The following is a 21,255-nucleotide window of genomic DNA, read 5'->3' on the forward strand; positions in this document are numbered from 1 at the left end:
ATTCATATGTCGCCCTGGCTGACGGTAGTAGGCATCGGTGAAGACGGCTTCAAGGGCCTGGGCAGAAACGCCCGGCACGCCCTGTTGCGCGCCTCGCGCATTGTTGGCGGCCAGCGCCAGCTGGACTTGTTGCCGGTATGTATCCGTGGCGAACGCCAGCTGTGGCCGAGCCCGTTTTCCCTGGAACCGGTGCTGGCCAGGCGCGGTGAAGCGGTGTGCGTGCTGGCCAGCGGCGATCCGATGTTCTATGGCGTGGGCGCGAGCCTGGCGCGGCAGGTGCCCGCCGATGAGCTGCTGATTCTGCCGGCGCCTTCGTCGGTGTCATTGGCGGCGGCGCGTTTGGGCTGGCCGTTGCAGGACGTAGTGACGCTGTCGGTGGTTGCCCGGCCGTTGGCGGCGCTGAATGCGCACCTGGCCAGCGGCGTGCGTTTACTGGTGCTGAGCAATGACGGCCAGAGCCCGGCGGCGATGGCGGCGCAGTTGGCTGAGCGTGGCTTTGGCGCAAGTCGTCTGAGGGTGTTTGAACACCTCGGCGGGCCGGATGAGCGGCGCATCGACGGCATCGCCCGGGATTGGCCAGGTGAACCGATTGCCGCGTTGAATCTGATGGCCATCGACTGCGTGGCCGACGCCAACACAGCCCGCCTGTCACGCCTGGCGGGGCTGCCGGACTCGGCCTTCAAGCACGATGGCCAACTGACCAAACGTGACGTGCGCGCCATGACCCTCGCCCGCCTCGCGCCGATGCCCGGCGAACTGCTGTGGGACGTGGGCGCGGGCAGCGGCTCCATCGGGATCGAATGGATGCGCGCCCACTCCAGTTGCCGCGCGCTGGCGATCGAAGCCGATGAAGGTCGGCAACTGTTGATCGAACACAACCGTGACGCACTCGGCGTCCCAGGCCTGCAGTTGATTCGCGGCACCGCGCCCCACGCACTCGCTGGCCTGGAAGCGCCCGACGCCATCTTCATCGGCGGAGGCGTCACCCGCGACGGCGTGCTCGACACCTGCTGGCAACACCTGCGCCCCGGCGGCCGGCTGGTGGCCAACGCCGTGACCCTGCAAAGCGAAATGACCCTGATGGCCTGGCGCGAACAATACGGCGGCGAACTGACCCGCATTCATGTGGCCCAGGCCCAGCCACTGGGGGACTTTGATACCTGGCGCCAGGCGCTGCCGATCACCCTGCTGGAAGTGATCAAGCCGCTATGAAACGCATCCTGCTGCTGGGCGGCGTGACGGAAGCCCTGGCCATTGCCCGCACACTGGGGCCGGAGCATATCTACAGCCTGGCGGGTGTTGGTCGGGTGCCGACCGACCTTACTTGTGAAGTGCGCGTCGGCGGCTATGGCGGCGCTGATGGCCTGGCGCAGTTTATTCGCGACGAAGGCATCGAACGGGTGGTGGACGCGACTCATCCGTATGCCGCGCAGATCAGCGCCAACGCGGCCCGCGCCGCTGGTGTGTGCGGCATTCCCTGCTGGGCCCTGCGCCGCCCGGCATGGCAGCCACAGGCCGGTGATGACTGGCGCGAGGTCAGTGACTGGGCGGAGTTGATCAAAGCCTTGAAACCCTTCAAGCGGCCGCTGTTCACCCTGGGCCGCGAACCGTTGCAGCACCTCGACGAAATCCCCTCCGAGCAGTTCTGGACGCTGCGCGCGCTGGACGTATATCCGGGCAATGAACGTTGTGAAGTGATCGGTGCCCGTGGACCGTTTTTGATCGAGGATGAACGGGCGTTGTTTGAGCGCCGGCAGATTGATGTACTGATCAGCAAGAACAGCGGCAGCAGCGCCACGGAGCCAAAGCTGGAAGTGGCGCGGGAGCGTGGGGTGCCGGTGCTGGTGTTGAAGCGGCCGGTGTTGCCGGAGGTGGACCGGGAGTTCACGACCGTCAACTCGGTACTGCAAGCATTACAGTCGTTATGACCTGACACGAACAAATGCCAAGTCGCAACTCAGCGCGTTGGCCGAGGCCAGTGCTTCAATAAGGTTGATCAACAGGTCTTAGGTGCGGATTCCACCGGCTACAGGCACTGACTGAAACGGGCGTCCTCAGGACGCCCGTTTGCTTTTAAGCTTGAGGCTTGAAGCCTGCAGCTGTTTTTTCTATCACCTCCCAATCAATTACCGGCTTATGCGCTCGTGACAGCAGGGTGTAGACCGACGGCAACACGAACAGCGTAAACAAGGTGCCCACCAGCATCCCGATAACGATCACAAGCCCCAGGCCAAATCGACTGCTGGCGCCGGCGCCGGACGAGAACAGCATCGGCACCAGGCCAACCACCATCGCGGCGGTGGTCATCAGGATCGGGCGTAGACGAATTCGCGCCGCGCGAATGATCGCCTGAGCCGGTGTGCAGCGGTATAGCAGCTGTAACTCGTTGGCGAACTCGACCATCAGGATCCCGTGTTTGCTGATCAGTCCGATCAACGTCACCAAGCCAATCTGCGTGTAGATGTTGATCGTGGCCAAACCCAGGGCCAGCGGGATCAACGCGCCGCAGATCGACAGCGGCACCGTGATCAGGATGATCAGCGGATCGGTCAGGCTTTCATACTGCGCGGCCAGCACCATATAGATCACGATCAGCGCAAACAGGAACGTCAGCATCAACGCATTGCCTTCGTGAATGAACTGGCGCGAATCGGCCTGCCAGTCATGGCTGAAGCTGGCCGGCAGCTGTTGGCTGTGCGCCTGCAAAAACGCCACCGCCTGACCCAGGCTGACCCCCGGCGCCGGGATGCCCTGGAAGGTCGCGCTGTTCTGCTGATTGAACTGCTTGAGCTTGTTCGGCTCGATCACGCTGTGCAGGCTGACCACGGTCGACAGCGGCACCTGCTGGCCGGCGTCGGTATCGAGGTAGAAGGCATTCAGGTCCTGGGGCGTGAGGCGGCGCGACGCCTGGCTCTGGGGGATCACATCATAAGAACGGCCCTGCAAGGCGAAGCGGTTGGTGTAATTTTCGCCGATCAACACCGCCAGGGTGCTGCCGATGTCCTGCATGCGGATCCCCAGGCTGTTGGCCTTGCTGCGGTCGATGCGCACCTGGGTCACCGGGTTGTTGAAGGCCAGGTCACTATCGACCACCGCAAACAGGCCGCTGGCCCGTGCCTGGGTCTTCAGCTCTTCCATGGCCTGGTACAACGAGCGGTAGTCCTCGGTGCTGCGCATCACCAGTTGTACCGGCAAACCGCCGGTCGAAGCGGGCAGTGTCGGCAACTGGAACACAAAGATCGAGTTGCCCTCCACCGCATCCACGCTCTGTTGCAGTTCGGCCTGGATACTCGCGGCGCTGCGTGAACGTTGCGACCACTCGCTGAAGTTGACGCCCGCGAAGCTGGCCGCCACCCCGTCGTTGCCATTGATGATCCAGGTACTGACGGTCTCCGGCAGTTGGCCGAGAATCTCGCTCAACTGATAGGCATAGCGCTCCACGTAATCGAGGTTGGCGTGTTGCGGTGACTTGATCGCCAGCAGCAGGTTGCCCTGGTCCTCATTCGGCGCCAGTTCCTTGCTGGCCTGCCCGTACAGCCAGGGCAGACTGATCAGCACCAGTGCGCCCAGCAGCAGGATCAGCCCTCGCCTGCGCAACGAGCCGAGCAGCGCGCGCTGGTAGAGGCGCGCCAGACGCTGGAAGAAGCGCTCGGCCAGGCGGCTCATGCGCCCTTCGTGCTCCTGGCTGGGCAGCAGCTTGGCGCACATCACCGGGGTCAGGGTCAGGGCGATGACCCCGGAGACCAGCACCGCGCCGGCCAGGGTCAGGGCAAACTCCTTGAACAACGCACCGGTCAGGCCGTTCATCAGTCCGATGGGCATATAGACGGCGGCCAGGGTGATGGTCATGGCGATCACCGGCGAGGCAATTTCCCGTGCGCCGAACAGCGCGGCTTGCAGGGCCGTGCGGCCTTCCTTGAGATGACGGTGGATGTTCTCCATCACCACGATGGCGTCATCCACCACCAGGCCGATGGCCAGCACCATCGCCAGCAGCGTCAGCAGGTTGATGCTGAACCCGAACAACGTCATCAGCCCCAAAGCGCCGAGCATCGATAGCGGGATGCTGACGATGGGGATGATCACGCTGCGCACCGAGCCCAGGCATAGGTAGATGATCACCACCACGATCAGGATCGCTTCGATGAGGGTCTCGATCACTTCGATGATCGACGCCTCGATAAAGTGCGCGGTCTCGAACGCCAGCGCCACCTTGACCCCCGGCGGCAAGGTTTTCTCGATGGCCGGCAGCAGGCGCTTGATATCGGCGACGATCAGCAGCGGATTGCCCTTGGGCGTTGCGTAAAGACCCAGATGTACCGCCGGCTTGGCATCCATCAAGGCACTGGTTTCATAGGCGGCCGAACCGAGCTCGACGGTGGCGATGTCGCGCAGGCGCAGCAGGTGGTCACCATTGTTGCTGATGACCATGTTGCGAAATTCATCCAGGCTGCTCAGGTCGGTATTGACCTGGATCGAGGAGACCACGTACTGGCCCTTGATCTGCCCCGGTGCTGCCTGGAAGTTATTGTCGCGGATGGCCTGTTCGACCTGAGCCGCGCTGATACCGTGGCCTGCCATGCGCTGCGGATCGAGCCACAGGCGCATCGCAAGGCGCTGGCCGCCGAAGGTCTCGACCTTGGCCACACCCTCGATGGTGGAAAACAGCGGCTGCACCACGCGACTGAGGTAATCGCTCAAGGCCGAAGCGCTGAGCGAATCACTGGAAAATCCCACATAGGCCACGGCCGTTGCGTCGCCAGCGGAGCGCTCGATAACCGGGTCGTAGGCCTGTTCCGGCAGGCGATATTTGACTTGGTTGACCTTGGCAATCACATCGCTCAGGGCCTTGGCCGAATCCTGATTAAGGGCCATGCGCAAGGTGATCTGGCTGCGTCCCTGCACCGAGGTCGAGCTGACGTAGTCCACGCCTTCCACCGAGGCCAGGGACTGGTTGATCGGCTGGGTCACAAAGCCTTGCATCAGCTCGGCGGGAGCGCCGGGATAGTCAGTGGTGACGCTGATCACCGAGCTTTCCAGCAGCGGGTACTGGCGCACGGGCAGGTCGAGGTAAGCCTTGAGGCCGGCCAGCACGATCAGCAGACTGACCACAAGGGCCAGCACCGGGCGGCGCACAAAGAGGTCGGTGAATTTCACGGTTGCTCTCCGGACATGCTCAGCCGCGCGGGCGTGTTGGCGTCGTTCAACACCGTGCGCTCAAGGGGTTCGATGGCGGCGCCGTCGCTGAGCTTGATCTGCCCGGAAATCACCACCTGTTCACCCGGATTCAACCCCGAGTCGATCACTACCCGGCCATCCCGGCGTTCGCCGGTCTTGACCAGCACCCGCCGTGCAACCGGCGGGGTGTTGGCGTCTGGCGAGGGTTGCACCACAAACACATCTTCACCATAGGCGTTATAGGTGATCGCGGTTTCCGGCACGGTCAGGGTACTGCTCGGCAGCGGCTGGGGCAGGCGCACTTTGGCGAACATGCGCGGCAAGGCGCCGGGCGTCGGCGCTTGCAGTAGCGCCTGGACACTCAAGGTGCGCGCGCGATCGAGGAACGGGTCGATGCTGCTGATGCGCGCGGTGTAGTGTTGCCCCGGCAGGGCATCGAGCTGCACGTTCACGCGGTTGCCGACCTTGAGTTGCGCCAGCGCTTGTTCCGGCACGCTGAAATTGACGTACAGGCCTTGGTCGCCGACCAGGTTGATCAGGCTGTCGCCCGGATTGACGTACTGCCCCAAGTGCACCTTGCGAATCCCCAGGGTGCCGGCAAAAGGGGCGCGAATGGTCAGTTGATCAATCTGCGCCTTGAGTTCCTGCAGGGCTCCTTGGGCCGTGGTGTACTCGGTCTGGGCATTGTCGAAGGCTTCGTGGGAGATAGCGCTGACCTTGACCAGGCTGCGCGAACGTTCCAGCTTGACCTTGGCGTTTTCCAGCTCGCTTTGCAGGCGCATCAGGCTACCGCGCTGTGGCGCGTCGTTGAGCTTGACCAGCACTTGGTCCCGCTCGACACGCTGGCCGGACTCTACCGGCAATTGCACAACGCGCCCGCCGACTTCGGCGGGCACGCTCACCTGTTGCACCGCCTCCAGTTCGCCAATGGCCTCCAGGTAGCGGGTGAACGGTGCATCGCTGACCGGCGCAATCGCGACTTTTATCGGCGCCGGGGCATAGGAGGCAACGGCCGGATGGCTCCAGCGCCATAAGCCCCAGGCCAGGGCGAGCAACAGGAGCGCGGCGATCAGCAATGCCACGGTGGTTCGGGAAACGGCACGTCCCGGAGTGCTGACGTGAGGCATAAGCTTCATTCCTTGAAGAGCAATCAGTAAATGGGCCAACAGCCCGGTGTCAGCAGTTCGACGAGGTTCGCATCCGGGTCACGGAAGTAAACGCTCGATCCGCCCTTGGGCCAGTGCGTACGCCCTTCGATGGCGATATTGGCCGCGTCCAGACGCGTCTCCCAGGTCGGCAGGTCTTCGGCATCGATGGCAAAACAGATATGAATACGCCCGCTGGCGTCGTGGGGCGGGATCTCGCCGCCGCTCAAATACTTGGTGTGTACAGAGGCGCCCCGTTTGAACAGCAAGAGAGTATTCTGTTGGCCAACGTTGAACGCGACGAGCACGCTGCTCTCAACCATCACTTCCAGTTGCAGGTGCTGGCTGTAAAACGCTTTGGCGCGCTCAAGGTCATCCACGTACAGCGCGGTCTCAATAATTCGTTTGATTTGAGGCATGTTTTGCTCCTTTTTAAAGGGTTGCTCCCTGAAATGGAATTCATCGCATGGTCACCGTCTTACTGCGCAACATCGATTTGAATCTGTTGGTGGTGCTCCATGCACTGCTGACCGAAAAACACGTCACCCGCACGGGGGAGCGGCTGAATTTGAGCCAGCCGGCCATCAGTCATTCCCTGAGTAAGTTGCGAGTGCTGCTGGACGATCCGATCCTGATCCGCAAGGGCAATGAGGTGATGCTTAGCGCCATGGCGCAAAACATCCAGGACCCGCTGCGCGAGATTCTCAGCCAGATTGAAACGCTGTTCGGCAAGTCCATCGACTTCGACGCGGCCCGCTCTCAACGCACCTTCCAGTTGGCGATGTCGGATTATGGCGCGGCGATTATCTTGCCCAAATTGCTGGTGCGACTGCGTCGAGAGGCGCCGAACACCACCCTGGTGGTGACCCAGGGCAGCCGGCACGGGATGTTCGAGCAAGTGGCGCAGGGCAAGATCGACCTGGCCCTGGGGGTGTTCCCCAGCCTGACGCCCGATGTGTCGATGGAAGTGTTGTTCGAGGAAAGTTTTTCCTGCCTGCTCGACCGGCGGACCTTGTCCAAGGAAGGCATGCTGGACCTGGAGAGCTACCTGGAGCGCCCGCATATCCAGGTGTCCATGGACGGTGGCGCCAATGGCGAAGTCGACAGCGTGTTGCGCGCCGAGGGCTTGCGCCGTCGTATCGCCGTGAGCGTGCCGCACTGGCGCACCGCGCCAAGCCTGTTGCACAACACTGACCTGATCCTCACCGTCGCGACGCGAACCCTGGAGGACACCCTGCTTAACCCGGACCTGGTGCAATTGCCGCCACCGTTCAGCATTCCGCGCTTTCCGTTTGTGCAGATCTGGCACCAGCGTTTCTGTGACGATCCGGCACATGCGTGGTTGCGCGATCAAGTCAAGCAAGTGGTGGCTCATACCGTACTGGTCGATTGATCGGGGCGCAGGCGTAAACGCAGGTCTTGCCCCAGTTGGGTGACGTCGTACAGGGCAAAGTCCAGTGAGTGCGTCAGGTGTTCCAGCTCCGGCAAATGCACCAATGGCCGTGCCAGGTCGCCGAGCAGACGCGGTGCCACGTACAGCAGCAACTCGTCGACCAGGCCTGCGCGCAACAGGTTGCCGGCCAGTGTCGGGCCGGCTTCCACCATGAGGTCATGCAGGCCGCGCTCGCTCAGGTGAGCCATCAGGGCATGCAGATCCAGACCCTGCTGATTGCCCGGCAGGCCGAGCAGGCGTTCGCCGTTGGCGTCTTGCGGTACATGGCGCTCGTGCATTACATGCAGGCTTGGCGCCCGGTCGTCGAACACCCGTGCGGTCTGCGGCACGCGCGCCTGACTGTCGAGGATGACCCGTACTGGCGCGATGGCCTCGGCGGACGCCATTTCACGCACGGTCAGCGAGGGGTTATCCGCCAGCACGGTGCCGCTACCGGTCAGGATCGCCGCACTGCGCGCGCGCCAGTACTGCACATCGGCGCGCGCCCGGGTGCCGGTGATCCACTGCGAACTGCCATTGTTCAACGCGGTGCGGCCGTCCAGGCTCATGCCCATCTTCAACTGCACCCAGGGCCGCTTGCGCTTGACCGTGGACAAGAAACCCCGATTCAGTTCCCACGCCGCGACGTTGAGCAAGCCGACCTTGACCTCGATCCCGGCGGCGCGAAGTTCGGCGATGCCGCGCCCGTCGACCTGCTTGAACGGGTCTTCATGGGCCACGATCACGCACGCCACGCCGGCCTCGATCAGCGCTTGATGGCAGGCCCCCGTGCGGCCGACATGGCTGCACGGTTCGAGCGTCACATAAGCGGTGGCGCCCTTGGCCAGGGAACCGGCCTGGCGCAGGGCAAACACTTCGGCGTGCGGGCCACCCGCACGCCGATGCCAGCCTTCACCCACGATATGCGTACCGTGGGCGATGACACACCCGACCCGAGGATTGGGCCAGGTGGAGTGACTGCCGCGCTCGGCCAACGACAATGCATGCTGCATATGTTGAAAGTCGATTTCGCTGAAGTGGGTCATGGGCGCGTTTGCCGTGCCGAAGCCTGGGCGGTGATCGGGTAGATGCGGCCATCATAGGCACTGGCGAGGAAGCCGCTGCCTTCGGCGTCGTGGGTCAGGCAGGAGATACCGCTGGCGGTAATCTTCTCCACCTTTGCCCAACTGCGCTTGGCCAGGTCGAACACGGCCACGGTACCGCCGTAGCTGCCCGTGGCGATCATCTTGCGGTCCTTGGAGATGGCAATGCACTTGATCGAGTGGCTGTGGGGTGTGTCATAGACTTCGCTGTTGCCAGCCTGCCACAGGCGCAGCTTGAGGTCCCGACCGATGCTGGCAAAGCCGCCCTGGATCTGTGTGCAACCGTTGGAAATGCGGTCGTGGGCTTTATCGAGGTAGGTCTCAAGCTCGAAGTCGGCAATGCGGAAAAACGCCGCCGCCGCCGTCGCGCACACGCTGAACAAATACTGTTCATCCGCCGCGATGCCTTTGATCGCATTTTCATGCATGCGCACTTCGCGCAGGAACTGCGGCTGCTGATCTTTCAGGTTGAAGATCAAGGCTTCGCCGGTGTAAGTACCAATCGCGGCGTGCAGCTCACCGTCCTTTTCAAAGGTCGTGCCGCAGTTGAGCGGTGAGCGGTGCTGGTAGATCACGTCGCCGGTCTTGGCGTCGAACACCGTGCCCATTTGCCCGCCGGTCAACACGCTGTCGCCGAATGGTAGCAGGAAATTGCACAGGCTGCCGGCCTTGGTGCTGGGCTGGCCATTGATCTGCAGGATGCCGGCGTCGCCGATGCTGTAAATGTCGTCGCCGACCACCGTCACCGCGTTTAGGCTGATGGCCGGCTCGATGCCGCTGACGTCCCATTGCTGGGTAGTGAAATCCCAGGTGGCGTAGGTGGAACCAAAGGTCACGAAGGCGATGCGCTGGTCACCGAGCAATGCGCAACTGCGCGGCCAGATGATGCTTGGCAGTGAGGTCTGTGCGGTTTTTTCCAGGCGGTTGTCGGCAGTCAGTTTCCATAGCATTACGCAGCGGTCGTAGCTCAGGCTGACCAGGAGGCGCTGGGCGTCGTTCCACACAATGCGTTTGATCCCGGCGGCGTGGGCCGGTTGCAGGTAGGTGCCGCTGCTGCTGATCACCGAAATCTTGCCCTCGTCGTCACCGGCAAAGATGATGCCTTCGCGGGACAAGGCCACGGTGTCGGTCTCGACACCGCCGAGGTCGATGATGTCCAGTTGCGCGCCGGAGGCGGCGTCCCAGCGGCGGATCGAACCGTCATCGCTGCTCGACACCAGGGTCTGGCCGTCTGCGGACCAGCACACCGAGATCACATCGGCCTCATGCCCTGTCAGGATCTTCTGGGTTTGCCCACTGAGATTGAACAGGCGGATGGTGTGGTCGCGGGAGCAGGTGGCGATGGTCTGGCCATCCGGCGAGAAGGCTGCCATTTCGATGTCGTCATCGTGGCCGACCAGCACGCTCTTCAGGCGCAGCGAAGGAATTTCCCAGACGCGGGCGGTGTAGTCGCTGCTGGCACTGACCAGCAACGTGCCGCTGGCATTGAACGCGCATTGGTTGGCCAGGTGGTCGTGGAGTACGCGCTGGATCGGGGTTTTGGTTTTTGCGTCCCAGAGGATGACCTGGTTGTCATAGCCAGCGGTGGCGACGTAGGTATCGTTGAACGTTGCAATACCGCTGATAGGGCCAAAATGTCTCATGCGTCATTATCCTTAATGTTGAGGTTGGCTTATTGCGGGCGACCTGAATGATTCGGCCGCGCAAGCGAGTTATTTCACCAGCTTGATCACGTGATTTTTTTTATCGACTTTGGCTTGCAGGTAATGGGTGTTATGGCGCGTGACAAATACGCCGGTGGGAATGACTTTATCGACGATAATACCGTTATCAACCAAGGCCTGAACTTTTTCCGGATTATTAGTTATCAATTGGCAACGCTTGATATCCAACGCTTTTAACATGCCGGCGGCCATGGAAAAGTCGCGATCATCTTCGGGGAAGTTAAGGTGTGCATTCGCCTCGAAGGTATCCATGCCAGAATCTTGCAGGCGGTAAGCATCCAACTTTGCATATAAGCCAATACCGCGACCTTCTTGGCGCAGGTAAATCAAATAGCCACCAACTTCTCGCATACGGTCGATGGACTCATTTAATTGAGGGCCACAATCACAGCGCTGTGAACTGAATACGTCACCCGTCAGGCATTCGGAATGAATCCGCACTAACGGACTGACCGGATTAGCCGGCCCCAGTTTAATGACAATATGTTCGAGGGCGGTTTCCAATCCACTGAACGTATAAAAAGTACCGGGATGCGACGTGTCATCCAAGGGAATATCAACGTGATTGCGTACGCTTAGGCGGGTCATTTGCGGTTCCTTCCATGCTGAATGATTAACGCGTTTTTGTTTGAATTTATTCGTTGTAAAACAGCGAGGGGTCTACAGGGTCTTGGCGAGGCGAAAACCCATTACATAAATCTGTCGCGGGTATTTGCCGTGGCGTCGGCAATTGCGAGTCAGGTCGCGAAAGCGGGTGAAACTGCCGCCGCGGGCGATCCGATGGTTACCGACCACGGTGACTAGGTCGTCGGTGATAGCCGTGCCGCCTGGGTAGGGGGCATAGTCATCGCTGACGTACTCTTCGACGTTGCCGGCCATGTCCAGGCAGCCAAAGGGCGAGGCGCCTTCGATCAACAAGCCGACCGGGGTGGTGTCGAACAGACCCATTTCGGCGGTGTTGGCATGCTGCGGCAGAAAGGTCGGGCCCCAGGGGTATTCGAGGTTTTCCGGGCCGGCCGCGGCGTATTCCCATTCGGCTTCGGTGGGCAGGCGGAAGGCCTGGCCACTGGCTGCGCTGAGCCAGGCGGCGTAGGCGTCGGCGTCTTCGGCGGTGATGCCGTACACCGGGTGATTGGCGCGCGCGTTGGGATATTGGCCGAACGCCCAGCTTTCGGGAATCCGCGCCTGGCCCGAGGCTTCGAGGAAGGCGCGGTATTCGAGGTTGCTCACCGGGTATTTGCCAATGGCGTAGGGTTGCAGGTGTACCGGATGTCGCGGTACTTCCTTGGCGATCCAGTCTCGGTCCAGGCCGAGACCCTGCAGGTCGTGCATGACTTGATCCACCGCCGATTCTGGCAGGCCGATTTCGACCTGGCCGCCACTGATGTGAATCATTGCCGGATTGAGCACGTCGAGCCGTGGGTCCATGGTCAGGGCCAGCAGTTGGGCGGCGGCATAGCGCCAGGCCAGTGGCGAGACCGGGTTTTCCACGCGTTCAGCCAACTGTTCGATGGACTCTTCCGAGACCTGGCGCCAGGCGGCCAGGGGCAGCTTCAGGTTAAGCGCGTCCTGGAAGTGCTCAGGCAGGCCCATCAAAAATCGGTCGGTCATCTCGGCGGTCAGGGGGCCGTCGAACACCGGCCAATGGTTGAAACCCTTGGAAGTCATAACGCTTGGTTTCCTGCTGCTGTAAAGAAAAGGCACGCGCACCCAGGTGCCGCGTGCCCGGCTTTCATAGGGTGCAGATCAGCCCGGTTTGCAGGCAGTTGCGCTCGAAATCATCCCAATAGCCTTTAGGATGTTTGGCCCGCTCGGCTTCGGAGATGAGGGGTTTTTGCCATTGCAGACGCGAGAAGCCGGCCTTCATGATCGCCAGTTCATAACGCTCACGGCTCCAGCGATGAAAGGTAAAGGCGCTGGGTGGCTGGGTGACGAATTCAGCGTGGTGGCGAAAGCCGCCTTCGTGGGCTTCTTCGGTCAGCACATGCACGCCGTACTTGGTGAAGTTGCCGCGTTGCAGTTGGAACGTCGGCTCCACGGTGTAGGCCACGACGCGGCCGCCAGGGGCGAGATTCTTGGCCACCACTTGGAACATCTTGTCCAGTTTTGCCGGCGAGTCGGCGTAGTTGAACAGCCAGGCGGCGGTCACCAGGTCGAATTTGCCGAGGATGCCCAGGTCGCAGATATCGCTGACGTGGAACTCGATCGCTTCCTGGTTACGCGCCGATTCCTTGCGAGCCAGGTCAATCATCGAGGCGGAAATATCCACCCCGACCACTTTGCTTGCGCCCTGGCGATACAACTCACGACCAAAGAAGCCGAAGCCGCAGGCCAGGTCCAGTACGGATTTGCCTTTGACATCACCGACCATATGGAAAAACGTCGCGGTTTCTACTGAGCGCTGGGAAGCCGTGTCCGTGAACGCCTCGAAGCGTTCGCCAATGGCGTCATACGTAGCAGTTGCAGATTGGTTAGTCATTGCCTCACCTTTTTAAAAATAATAGCTGTCGTCAATCCCTGACTCGGGAACATGAAGAAGTCTTCTGTTTCGGTGACCCCGTCGTTTGCTTTCAAGTGCGCGTAGTAATAAGAAAACCTCCAATGACGACGATTACGCCGACCAGTTTATTAATATTAAGAGACTGCTTGGGAAAGCCGATCAGGCCAAAATAGTCAATCGCGATTGAAACGATAAGCTGGCCGACCAATACCGCCATGATGAAGTTCAGCGCGCCGAGCCGGGGGGCCATCAATAAGGCGACGGTGATGTAAAACACACCCGCGACACCGCCCATCCAAATCCACCACGGACCTTCTTGTACCGCCGACAAGTTCGGACGGGGTGCTTTTACAACAATGATGACAACGATGAGAACGACCAGGCTGACCAACAAGGAAACTGCGGTTGCCCACAAAGGGTGGCCCAGGAGACTGCCTAATTTTGCGTTAGTCCCGGCTTGCAAGGGCACTGCGAAGCCGGCGAATAAGCTGAGCAGGACAAACATCAGTAAGGTCATGGAGTGTACTTTCCTTTTTTTTGAAGTTTTACGGTGATCGGTTTGTCGGCGCCAATTCTTTGTTTTGATGAGTTGTATTCGTCGCACTGATCAGCCGGAAATTTCTGCGGATGACCTCCACATTCGAATCGGGCACAGCGTTCAGCTGTCGCACTGAACATTGCAGCCCATTTGAAAAAAATGGAAATCCTTGATTCCCGTCTATCCTGAATCCAGCACTGCGACACCAAACCACACCGCTCCTTTTTACTTATCCCCCCCGATCAGGCTAAATACCCACCTGATCGCTTAACCCTACGGATTGTCCGCCATGGCCCGTCAACGCTTTGCATTTGCCTGGATCGCCTGCTTTGCAGTGCTGTTCAATGCGTTTGCCATGCCGATGGCCGGGGCGATGCAGCGTTCGAACAATGCCCTCGACCAACTGCTCTGGGGCAGTTTCTGCTCCTCCAATGGCACGAAACTGACAGCCATTGCCCTGGGCAAGCTGGAGATTCCGGCGCCGCAGCAGGACGATCACTCCACCATGCAGCATTGCTGGTGTTGCTCGGGCTCGGCGCCTCTGGTCGCGCTGCCCGGGCACACACCAAGCCTGTTCTTTGCTCGTTTCGACGCGGTGCAAGACTTGCCACCGCCGTCATTGCAATCCCCCACCCCGCGCCAGCAATGGCCGAGCCTTAACCCCCGCGCGTCTCCAACGGTCTGATTTCTTCGCAAGTGAACTGCGTTTAGAACCGTTCTGGAGAACTGCCATGCTCAAATCTTCCCTGCTTCTGGCTGCGTTGTTGCTGCCGGTGTGTGCTGCTGCCAATGCCGAAGACTTCAAGGTCGGCGAACTGGTGGTCAGCGAACCCTGGTCCCAGGAACTGCCGCCCAACGCGCCAACCGTCGCGGCGTATTTCGTGATTCATAACCAGGGCGAAAACGCTGACCGGCTGCTCAGCGTCGACACGCCCGTGGCCGCCAAGGCCGAGCTGCATGAGCATGTGATGCAGGGCGATCTGATGAAGATGCAGCAGGTGACCAGCGTCGCGGTGCCGGCCAAAGGCGACCTGACGTTCGCCCCCATGGCCTACCACGTGATGCTGCTGGACCTGAAGGACCGTAGCGCATTGCGTGACGGCCAGCATTTCCCGCTGACCCTGAATTTTGAAAAGGCCGGGCCGGTGAAGGTGGAAGTGTCGGTGCAGAAGCAACCGCCCATGGCCGGCCACGAGCACATGCACGCCCAATAGATAACGCTTGATGGGCGCCCCACGCGCCAGGTTGTCCCCGCACCGCCGTAAGCCTGTGAGCCTTATGCGCGGAAGCTGGATCAGCCTGTTCGCCATGCTGATGATCTTTATCGGTCCGCTGATTTCCCAAGCGATGCCGATGGATCATCACGCCGGTATGTCCATGGAAATGTCCATGGACGCGCCGAGCTGCCATGGCGACGCATCGCCTGCGACCGACCACAACAAGGCCCCCGACGAACACCACGTGCTCTGGGAAAAGTGCGGCTATTGCAGCCTGCTTTTCAGTTGCCCGGCGCTGCCGGGCAGTGTGTCGTTTGTCACCCTTGGCAGCCCGCCACCCGCCAATGCCCTCACCCCCGCCCCACGCCTGGGGCATGCCCGGCAAACCGTGTTCCCCGGTGCCCGCAGCCGCGCCCCGCCCATCATCGCGTAAGCACTTCACACCGTTACTTCACCCCGGCCGACTTTAGACAGACAGCCGCAGGCTGCTGGCCGTGTTGTTTACGAATGACTGATGGAATTTTTCATGTCCAGGTTTTCTGCTGACACCCGTTTGGGATGTACTCCCGTGTTCGCCGTTCTGTGTGGCGCGCTGCTGGTTCCACAGGTCCACGCCGACGAGCATGCCGACCAGAACGAACTGAGCCCGACGGTGATCACCGCCATTGCCCCAAGCTCACCACTGACCGTCGTCACCAACCCAAAAGACCCGCGCCAACCGGTACCCGCCAGCGACGGCGGCGACTACCTCAAGACCATCCCCGGCTTCGCCCTGGTGCGCAACGGCGGCACCAACGGTGACCCGGTGCTGCGGGGCATGTTCGGCTCACGCCTGAACATCCTCACCAACGGCAGCATGATGCTCGGCGCCTGCCCCGGCCGGATGGACGCCCCCACCTCCTATATCTCGCCGGAAACCTACGACAAGCTGACGGTCATCAAAGGCCCGCAAACCGTGCTCTGGGGGCCGGGTGCTTCGGCGGGCACGATCCTGTTCGAACGCGAGCCCGAGCAATTCGGCGAGTTGGGCACGCGGGTCAACGCCAGCATCCTGGCGGGCTCCAACGGGCGTTTCGACAAAGTCGTCGACGCAGCAGCCGGCGGGCCGCTGGGTTATGTGCGGGTGATAGGCAACCAGGCCCACGCCGATGACTACAAGGACGGCAACAACGACACCGTCGCCTCGCGCTACGACAAGTGGAACGGCGACGTGGCCGTGGGCTGGACCCCGGACGCCGACACCCTGCTGGAACTCACCGCTGGCCGTGGCGACGGCGAAGCCCGTTACGCCGGACGTGGAATGGATGGCTCGCAGTTTTTGCGCGAAAGCCTCGGGTTGCGATTCGAGAAGTCGAATATCGGCGAAGTGCTGGATAAGGTCGAAGCGCAGGTCTACTACAACTACGCCGATCATGTGATGGACAACTACACCCTGCGCGTCCCTTCGGGCACCGGGATGATGGCCGGCCCCATGGCGTCCAACGTCGACCGCCGCACCCTCGGCGCACGCATCAAGGCCACCTGGCGTTGGGCCGATGTGCAGTTGATCAGCGGCCTTGATGCGCAAACCAACGAGCACCGCCAACGCAGCGCCATGGGCGTCGACACCTACAAAGACCTGCCCCGCACCAAGGACGCCAACTTCCACAACTACGGCGTATTCGGCGAACTGACCTGGTACGCCGCCGACCGCGACCGCCTGATCACTGGCGCTCGTGTGGACCGAGCCTCGGCCAAGGATTTCCGGCAAACCATCAGCTCCGGGATGATGAGCAGCCCCAACCCCACCGCCGGCAACACCCGCGCCGATACACTGCCGTCGGGCTTTGTGCGCTACGAGCACGACCTGGCCGACAGCCCGACCACCCTGTACGCCGGCCTAGGACACTCCGAACGTTTCCCGGACTACTGGGAGCTGTTTTCCCCCAACACTGGGGCGGTCGGTTCAGTGAATGCCTTTGATGGTGTGAAGCCCGAGAAAACCACCCAGCTGGATTTCGGCCTGCAATACAAATCCGCAGACCTTGACGCCTGGGCCTCGGGCTACGTCGGCCAGGTACGCGACTTCATCCTGTTCGACTACCGGCCGGGAATGATGGGCACCACTTCCCAGGCGCGCAACGTCGACGCACGAATCATGGGCGGCGAGCTGGGGGCGGCGTACAAGCTGACCGCCAACTGGAAAGCCGATGCCACCTTCGCCTACGCCTGGGGCAAGAACAGCAGCGACGGCAAACCGCTGCCGCAAATCCCGCCGCTGGATGCGCGCTTCGGGCTGACCTACAGCCAGGACGACTGGAGTGCCGGTGCTTTGTGGCGGGTGGTCGCGGCGCAAAACCGCATCGACCAGAACAAGGGCAACGTGGTCGGTAAGGACTTCGACAAGAGCTCGGGCTTTGGCGTGTTCTCGCTGAACGCGGCGTATCGCATCAACAAAAACTTCAAGGTCAGCACGGGCGTCGACAACCTGTTCGGCAAGGCGTACGCCGAGCACCTGAACCTGGCCGGCAACGCCGGGTTCGGCTACCCGGCCAATGACCCGCAAGCCATCAAGGAACCGGGGCGTACGCTCTGGACCAAGGTGGACATGAGCTTCTAAGAGCATCGCAGGCAAGCCAGCTCCCACAGTGGAAATGCATTCCCCTGTGGGAGCCGGCCTGCTCGCGATGGCGTCCTCGATAACACAAAAAATCCAAGCCTTTGCGGAGCACACCCTGATGAACCCACCCAAGATTTCCTTCTACAACCTGGCCTGGCGTTGGCATTTCTACGCCGGGCTGTTTGTTGCGCCATTCATGGTGCTGCTGGCCCTGACCGGCATCATCTACTTGTTCAAGCCTCAGCTCGACCCGCTGATGTACGGCAACCTGCTGACGGTGCAAAGCGCCGAACACGCACTGAGTGCCGACGAGCAACTGCAACGCGCCCAGGCCGCGTATCCCCAAGGCAAGATCAGCAAATACCTGCCGCCTGCCGACACCACCAGCAGCGCGCAATTCGTGATGCGTAACGACGGGCACGAAGTGACTGTATTCGTCGACCCGTATAGCGGCACCGTGCTCGGTGAACAGGATTCCAAATACAATCTGCAAGCCATAGCACGTGCGCTGCATGGTGAGTTGATGATCGGCACCGTCGGCGATCGCCTGGTGGAACTGGCTGCCGGCTGGGGCGTGATGCTGGTGATCTCGGGCCTGTACTTGTGGTGGCCGCGAAACAAGTCGGCAGCGGGCATTTTGTGGCCACGGCTGGGCAGCCGTGGCCGGCTGTTCTGGCGGGACTTGCACGCAGTCGCCGGCTTCTGGGGCGCGGCGTTCCTGCTGATGATGCTGCTCAGCGGCATGACCTGGACCGGCTTCTGGGGCAAGCAATATGCCGAACTGTGGAATAAATTCCCGGCGGCGATGTGGAACAACGTACCGCAGTCCGACCAGCAGGCCCGCAGCCTCAACACCGCGAGCCAACAGACCGTGCCGTGGGCCATGGAAAACACGCCGATGCCGATGTCTGGCGAGCATGCCGAGCACATGAAGCACGCCGGCATGAGCCAGGGCCCGGCAGCCCCGAGTATCCGCCTGCAACAGGTGGTCGACCTCGCCAACTCACGCAAGGTCGAGCCCGGCTACAGCGTCACCTTCCCCACCACCGCCGAAGGCGTGTTCACCCTCGCGGTGTTCGCCAATGACCCGCGCAATGACGCGACCCTGCATGTGGATCAATACACCGGCAAGGTCCTGGCCGATGTGCGCTGGGAGCACTACAACACCGTGGCGCGGGTTACCGAGTCCGGCGTGATGCTGCACGAAGGCAAGATGTTTGGCGTGGTCAATCAGATCATCGTGCTGCTGATTTGCCTGATGATCCTGCTCAGTGCCATCAGCGGTGTGGTGATCTGGTGGAAGCGCCGGCCGCAGGGTGGGCTGGGGGTTCCACCGCTGCGCCATGACCTGCCGAAATGGAAAACCGCGATGGTGATCATGCTCGGGCTGGCGATTGTCTTTCCGCTGGTGGGCGCCTCATTGATCGTGGTCTGGGCGTTGGATCGCCTGGTGCTTTCACGTCTGTTTGGCCAACGTGAATCTGCTTCAGGTTCAGCGTGAAACAGACGAGATGCCCTGCCTAGAGGCGTTATGTAGTCTTACGCGGGCTTTCGCCCACGCCGCACAAAGTGTTATGTTGTAACACTTAATGCGTTCCCCCACTCGCCGCGCCCAGCGGCGAGTACCGCCTCGAAGAAGCGATTTATCGTCCGATGAACAAGTACCTTGCGTCCGGCCTGTGCCTGCTCGCCCTGCAAAACACTGCCCAGGCCCTGACGCTTCCCGCCAGTGCCGTCTCCGCCCCAGCCGTCGACGACGAGCGCGTCGACCTGCAAACCCCGACCACGGCAGGTTCGCGCTTGAACCTCACAGCCCTGCAAACCCCGGGCAGCGTTGAAAGCCAGACCGGCAAGCAGATTCGCGCACGGGGCGATGCCACGGTGCAGGACGCCATTTCCCGGGCCACCGGCATCAGCCGTACCGGCACGCCGGGCGACGGCGGCACCTCGTTGTCGGCACGCGGTTTCACTGGCCAGAGTTCGGTGCTGCAACTGTACGACGGCGCCCGCATGTTCGATGGCGCCGGCACTTCCACTTTCCCGGTGGACACCTGGTCTGTGGAGCGGGTGGACATACTGCGCGGTCCGGCCTCGGTGATGTACGGCCAGGGCGCCACCGGCGCGGTGATCAACACCATCGCGAAGAAACCCTTCGAGGGCGAGATCGAGAACCATGTCCGCCTGGGCTACGGTTCCTATGACCGCCAGCAGCAAGCCCTCGACAGCGGTGGCTCGCTGACCGACACCCTGAGCTATCGCCTGAACATCAACCGCCTGCGCAGCAACGGCTTCATCGACCGTGGCGAGTCCGGCAGCGACTTCGTCAGCGGCGCCCTGCGCTGGCAAGCAGCGGATAACCTGAGCTTCACCCTGGCCTCCGACTACGGCGACCAGACCCCGCAAAACGACTACGGCACACCGCTGATCAACGGCCAGTTGCACAAGGGGCTGCGGGACAAGAACTACAACGTCAGCAACGATATCCAGCACTACAACGACCAGTGGACACGCCTGACCAGCGAGTGGCAGATCAACGACAACGTCACCGCCACCAATGAACTGTCGTACCTGAAGAACCAGCGCCGCTGGCAGAACGCCGAAAGCTACAACTACGTCGACGGCGGCCTGGTGCGCCAGAGCTACCTGGGCATCAAGCACAACCAGGAACAGATCGGCGACCGCCAGACCTTTACCTTCAAACACACCCTGTTCGGCCTCGACAGCCAGACGGTGACAGGGGTGGAGTACAACCGCATTCGCTTTCGCCTGGCCAGCAACTCGCCGTTCGATGACCTGACGAACGCCGGCCAACCGGTGGACATCAACCACCCGGTACCGCAACCGTTTGAAAGCGCCAGCCCCTTCGTCCCGCAGTCCGTCAGCACCACCAAACAGCTGGCTGCGTTCGCCGAAAACCGCCTGCAACTGACTGATCAACTGTCGCTGATCACCGGCGTGCGCCGCGATTACGTGCACATCGACAGTGACTCCCTGGTGGATGGCAGCGACTCCAACAAGACCTTCACCGGCAACAACTGGAAAGCCGGCCTGGTCTACGCGATCACCCCGGACACCTCGGTATACGGCCAGTACGCCACCAGCACCGACGGCGTCGGCAGCCTGATTACCCTGAGCCCGAGCCAGCAGCAGTTCGGCCTGTCCACCGCCAAGCAAACCGAGATCGGCCTCAAGCAGGCGTTCTGGGACTCGCGGGGTGAATGGACGCTGGCGGCCTACCACATCGTCAAAAAGAAGCTGTTGGTGAGCATCCCAGGCACCACCCTCAAGGAACAAGTCGGCCAGCAATCCTCCAACGGCCTGGAAGCCAGCCTCGACCTGCAATTGCCGAACGCCTGGCAGTTGCAAGCCAACGCAGCCATCGTACGTGCGCAGTACGACGACTTCTCTGAAGTGGTCAACGGCCAGGCCGTGTCCCGCAACGGCAACCGCCCCACCGACGTACCGCGCCGCACCGCCAACCTGTGGCTGAGCAAGGCCATCACTGACGACGTTCGCGCCGGTGCCGGCGTGCGTTATGTAGACTCGCGTTTCGCCAACGCCGCCAACACCAGCGAAGTGCCGAGCTACACCGTGGTCGACGCCAGCGTGTCGTGGAAAGCCATGCGCAACACGACATTGGGCCTGCAATTGAATAACCTGTTTGACCGCACCTACGCCGTCAGCCAATACAATGACGGCCAGCAATGGATCCTGGGCGAGCCCAGGTCGTTCTTTGTGACGGCGGACTACACCTTCTAACTGAACGCAACACTGTCCAAATGTGAGAGCGGGCTTGCTCGCGAATGCGGTGTGTCAGGC

The 21,255-nt window shown here is 61.5% G+C and carries 18 protein-coding genes; 9 read left to right on the forward strand and 9 right to left on the reverse strand.

What is annotated here, in order from left to right; all coding sequences use genetic code 11:
* Positions 1-6 precede the first annotated feature (6 nt).
* Together cbiE and BLU46_RS13035 are read left to right on the forward strand one after the other, a co-directional pair.
* Complete coding sequence (gene cbiE / locus BLU46_RS13030; protein ID WP_093202234.1) at positions 7-1,212, forward strand: precorrin-6y C5,15-methyltransferase (decarboxylating) subunit CbiE; 1,206 nt, start codon at positions 7-9, stop codon at positions 1,210-1,212.
* A complete protein-coding gene (locus BLU46_RS13035) occupies positions 1,209-1,928 on the forward strand; it encodes a cobalt-precorrin-6A reductase (protein WP_063033333.1) in 720 nt (239 codons plus the stop codon). The genes cbiE and BLU46_RS13035 overlap by 4 nt, the downstream gene beginning before the upstream one ends.
* Positions 1,929-2,073: 145 nt before the next feature.
* Here the strand turns inward: BLU46_RS13035 and BLU46_RS13040 are convergent, their stop codons facing one another.
* From BLU46_RS13040 to BLU46_RS13050, 3 genes are read right to left on the reverse strand one after another with little or no spacing between them, the layout of a single operon-like run.
* Positions 2,074-5,157, reverse strand: coding sequence for a MexW/MexI family multidrug efflux RND transporter permease subunit (locus tag BLU46_RS13040; protein ID WP_093202237.1), 3,084 nt, complete (start codon positions 5,155-5,157; stop codon positions 2,074-2,076).
* Complete coding sequence (locus BLU46_RS13045) at positions 5,154-6,305, reverse strand: efflux RND transporter periplasmic adaptor subunit (RefSeq protein ID WP_063033334.1); 1,152 nt, start codon at positions 6,303-6,305, stop codon at positions 5,154-5,156. Before BLU46_RS13045 ends, BLU46_RS13040 begins: the two co-directional genes overlap by 4 nt.
* A gap of 23 nt (positions 6,306-6,328) precedes the next feature.
* On the reverse strand, positions 6,329-6,742 hold the full coding sequence (locus tag BLU46_RS13050; RefSeq protein WP_063033335.1) for a VOC family protein: 414 nt from the start codon (positions 6,740-6,742) through the stop codon (positions 6,329-6,331).
* Between the two features lie 47 nt (positions 6,743-6,789).
* On the opposite strand from BLU46_RS13050, the gene BLU46_RS13055 reads away from it, so the two are divergent.
* A complete protein-coding gene (locus BLU46_RS13055) occupies positions 6,790-7,716 on the forward strand; it encodes a LysR family transcriptional regulator (RefSeq protein ID WP_063033336.1) in 927 nt (308 codons plus the stop codon).
* On the opposite strand, the gene ribD is transcribed toward BLU46_RS13055, so the two are convergent.
* The 6 genes from ribD to BLU46_RS13085 form a co-directional block, all read right to left on the reverse strand.
* On the reverse strand, positions 7,695-8,801 hold the full coding sequence (gene ribD, locus BLU46_RS13060) for a bifunctional diaminohydroxyphosphoribosylaminopyrimidine deaminase/5-amino-6-(5-phosphoribosylamino)uracil reductase RibD (RefSeq protein WP_093202241.1): 1,107 nt from the start codon (positions 8,799-8,801) through the stop codon (positions 7,695-7,697). The two genes, BLU46_RS13055 and ribD, sit on opposite strands and share 22 nt — an antisense overlap.
* A complete protein-coding gene (locus BLU46_RS13065) occupies positions 8,798-10,501 on the reverse strand; it encodes a WD40 repeat domain-containing protein (RefSeq protein ID WP_093202245.1) in 1,704 nt (567 codons plus the stop codon). The genes ribD and BLU46_RS13065 overlap by 4 nt, the downstream gene beginning before the upstream one ends.
* Before the next feature lie 69 nt (positions 10,502-10,570).
* The gene (locus BLU46_RS13070; RefSeq protein WP_063033339.1) at positions 10,571-11,170 is read right to left on the reverse strand and encodes a GTP cyclohydrolase II; all 600 of its coding nucleotides are present in this window, start codon (positions 11,168-11,170) and stop codon (positions 10,571-10,573) included.
* 72 nt (positions 11,171-11,242) lie between these two features.
* Positions 11,243-12,250, reverse strand: coding sequence for a formylglycine-generating enzyme family protein (locus BLU46_RS13075; RefSeq protein WP_093202249.1), 1,008 nt, complete (start codon positions 12,248-12,250; stop codon positions 11,243-11,245).
* Between the two features lie 64 nt (positions 12,251-12,314).
* Positions 12,315-13,061 (reverse strand): class I SAM-dependent methyltransferase, encoded by a 747-nt coding sequence (locus BLU46_RS13080; RefSeq protein WP_063033341.1) that lies wholly within the window; start codon positions 13,059-13,061, stop codon positions 12,315-12,317.
* Between the two features lie 91 nt (positions 13,062-13,152).
* Complete coding sequence (locus BLU46_RS13085) at positions 13,153-13,599, reverse strand: DMT family transporter (protein WP_017478404.1); 447 nt, start codon at positions 13,597-13,599, stop codon at positions 13,153-13,155.
* Between the two features lie 310 nt (positions 13,600-13,909).
* Here BLU46_RS13085 and BLU46_RS13090 point away from each other — a divergent pair, with 310 nt between their 5' ends.
* The 6 genes from BLU46_RS13090 (at position 13,910) to BLU46_RS13115 (ending at position 21,195) form a co-directional block, all read left to right on the forward strand.
* Positions 13,910-14,305: a DUF2946 domain-containing protein gene (locus BLU46_RS13090; protein WP_063033342.1), complete on the forward strand. Its 396-nt coding sequence runs from the start codon at positions 13,910-13,912 to the stop codon at positions 14,303-14,305.
* 46 nt (positions 14,306-14,351) lie between these two features.
* Entirely contained in the window at positions 14,352-14,834 is a 483-nt protein-coding gene (locus tag BLU46_RS13095) for a copper chaperone PCu(A)C (RefSeq protein ID WP_063033343.1), read from the forward strand.
* A 64-nt stretch (positions 14,835-14,898) separates the two neighbouring features.
* Positions 14,899-15,270 carry a DUF2946 domain-containing protein gene (locus tag BLU46_RS13100; protein ID WP_017478401.1) on the forward strand — a complete coding sequence of 124 codons (372 nt, stop codon included), beginning with the start codon at positions 14,899-14,901 and terminating at the stop codon, positions 15,268-15,270.
* 93 nt (positions 15,271-15,363) lie between these two features.
* Entirely contained in the window at positions 15,364-17,436 is a 2,073-nt protein-coding gene (locus BLU46_RS13105) for a TonB-dependent copper receptor (protein ID WP_093202252.1), read from the forward strand.
* A 118-nt stretch (positions 17,437-17,554) separates the two neighbouring features.
* Positions 17,555-18,937 carry a PepSY-associated TM helix domain-containing protein gene (locus BLU46_RS13110; RefSeq protein WP_093210154.1) on the forward strand — a complete coding sequence of 461 codons (1,383 nt, stop codon included), beginning with the start codon at positions 17,555-17,557 and terminating at the stop codon, positions 18,935-18,937.
* 152 nt (positions 18,938-19,089) lie between these two features.
* Entirely contained in the window at positions 19,090-21,195 is a 2,106-nt protein-coding gene (locus BLU46_RS13115) for a TonB-dependent receptor (protein WP_093202256.1), read from the forward strand.
* Positions 21,196-21,255 lie beyond the last annotated feature (60 nt).

This window comes from Pseudomonas yamanorum (assembly GCF_900105735.1).
GTDB lineage: Bacteria > Pseudomonadota > Gammaproteobacteria > Pseudomonadales > Pseudomonadaceae > Aquipseudomonas > Aquipseudomonas yamanorum.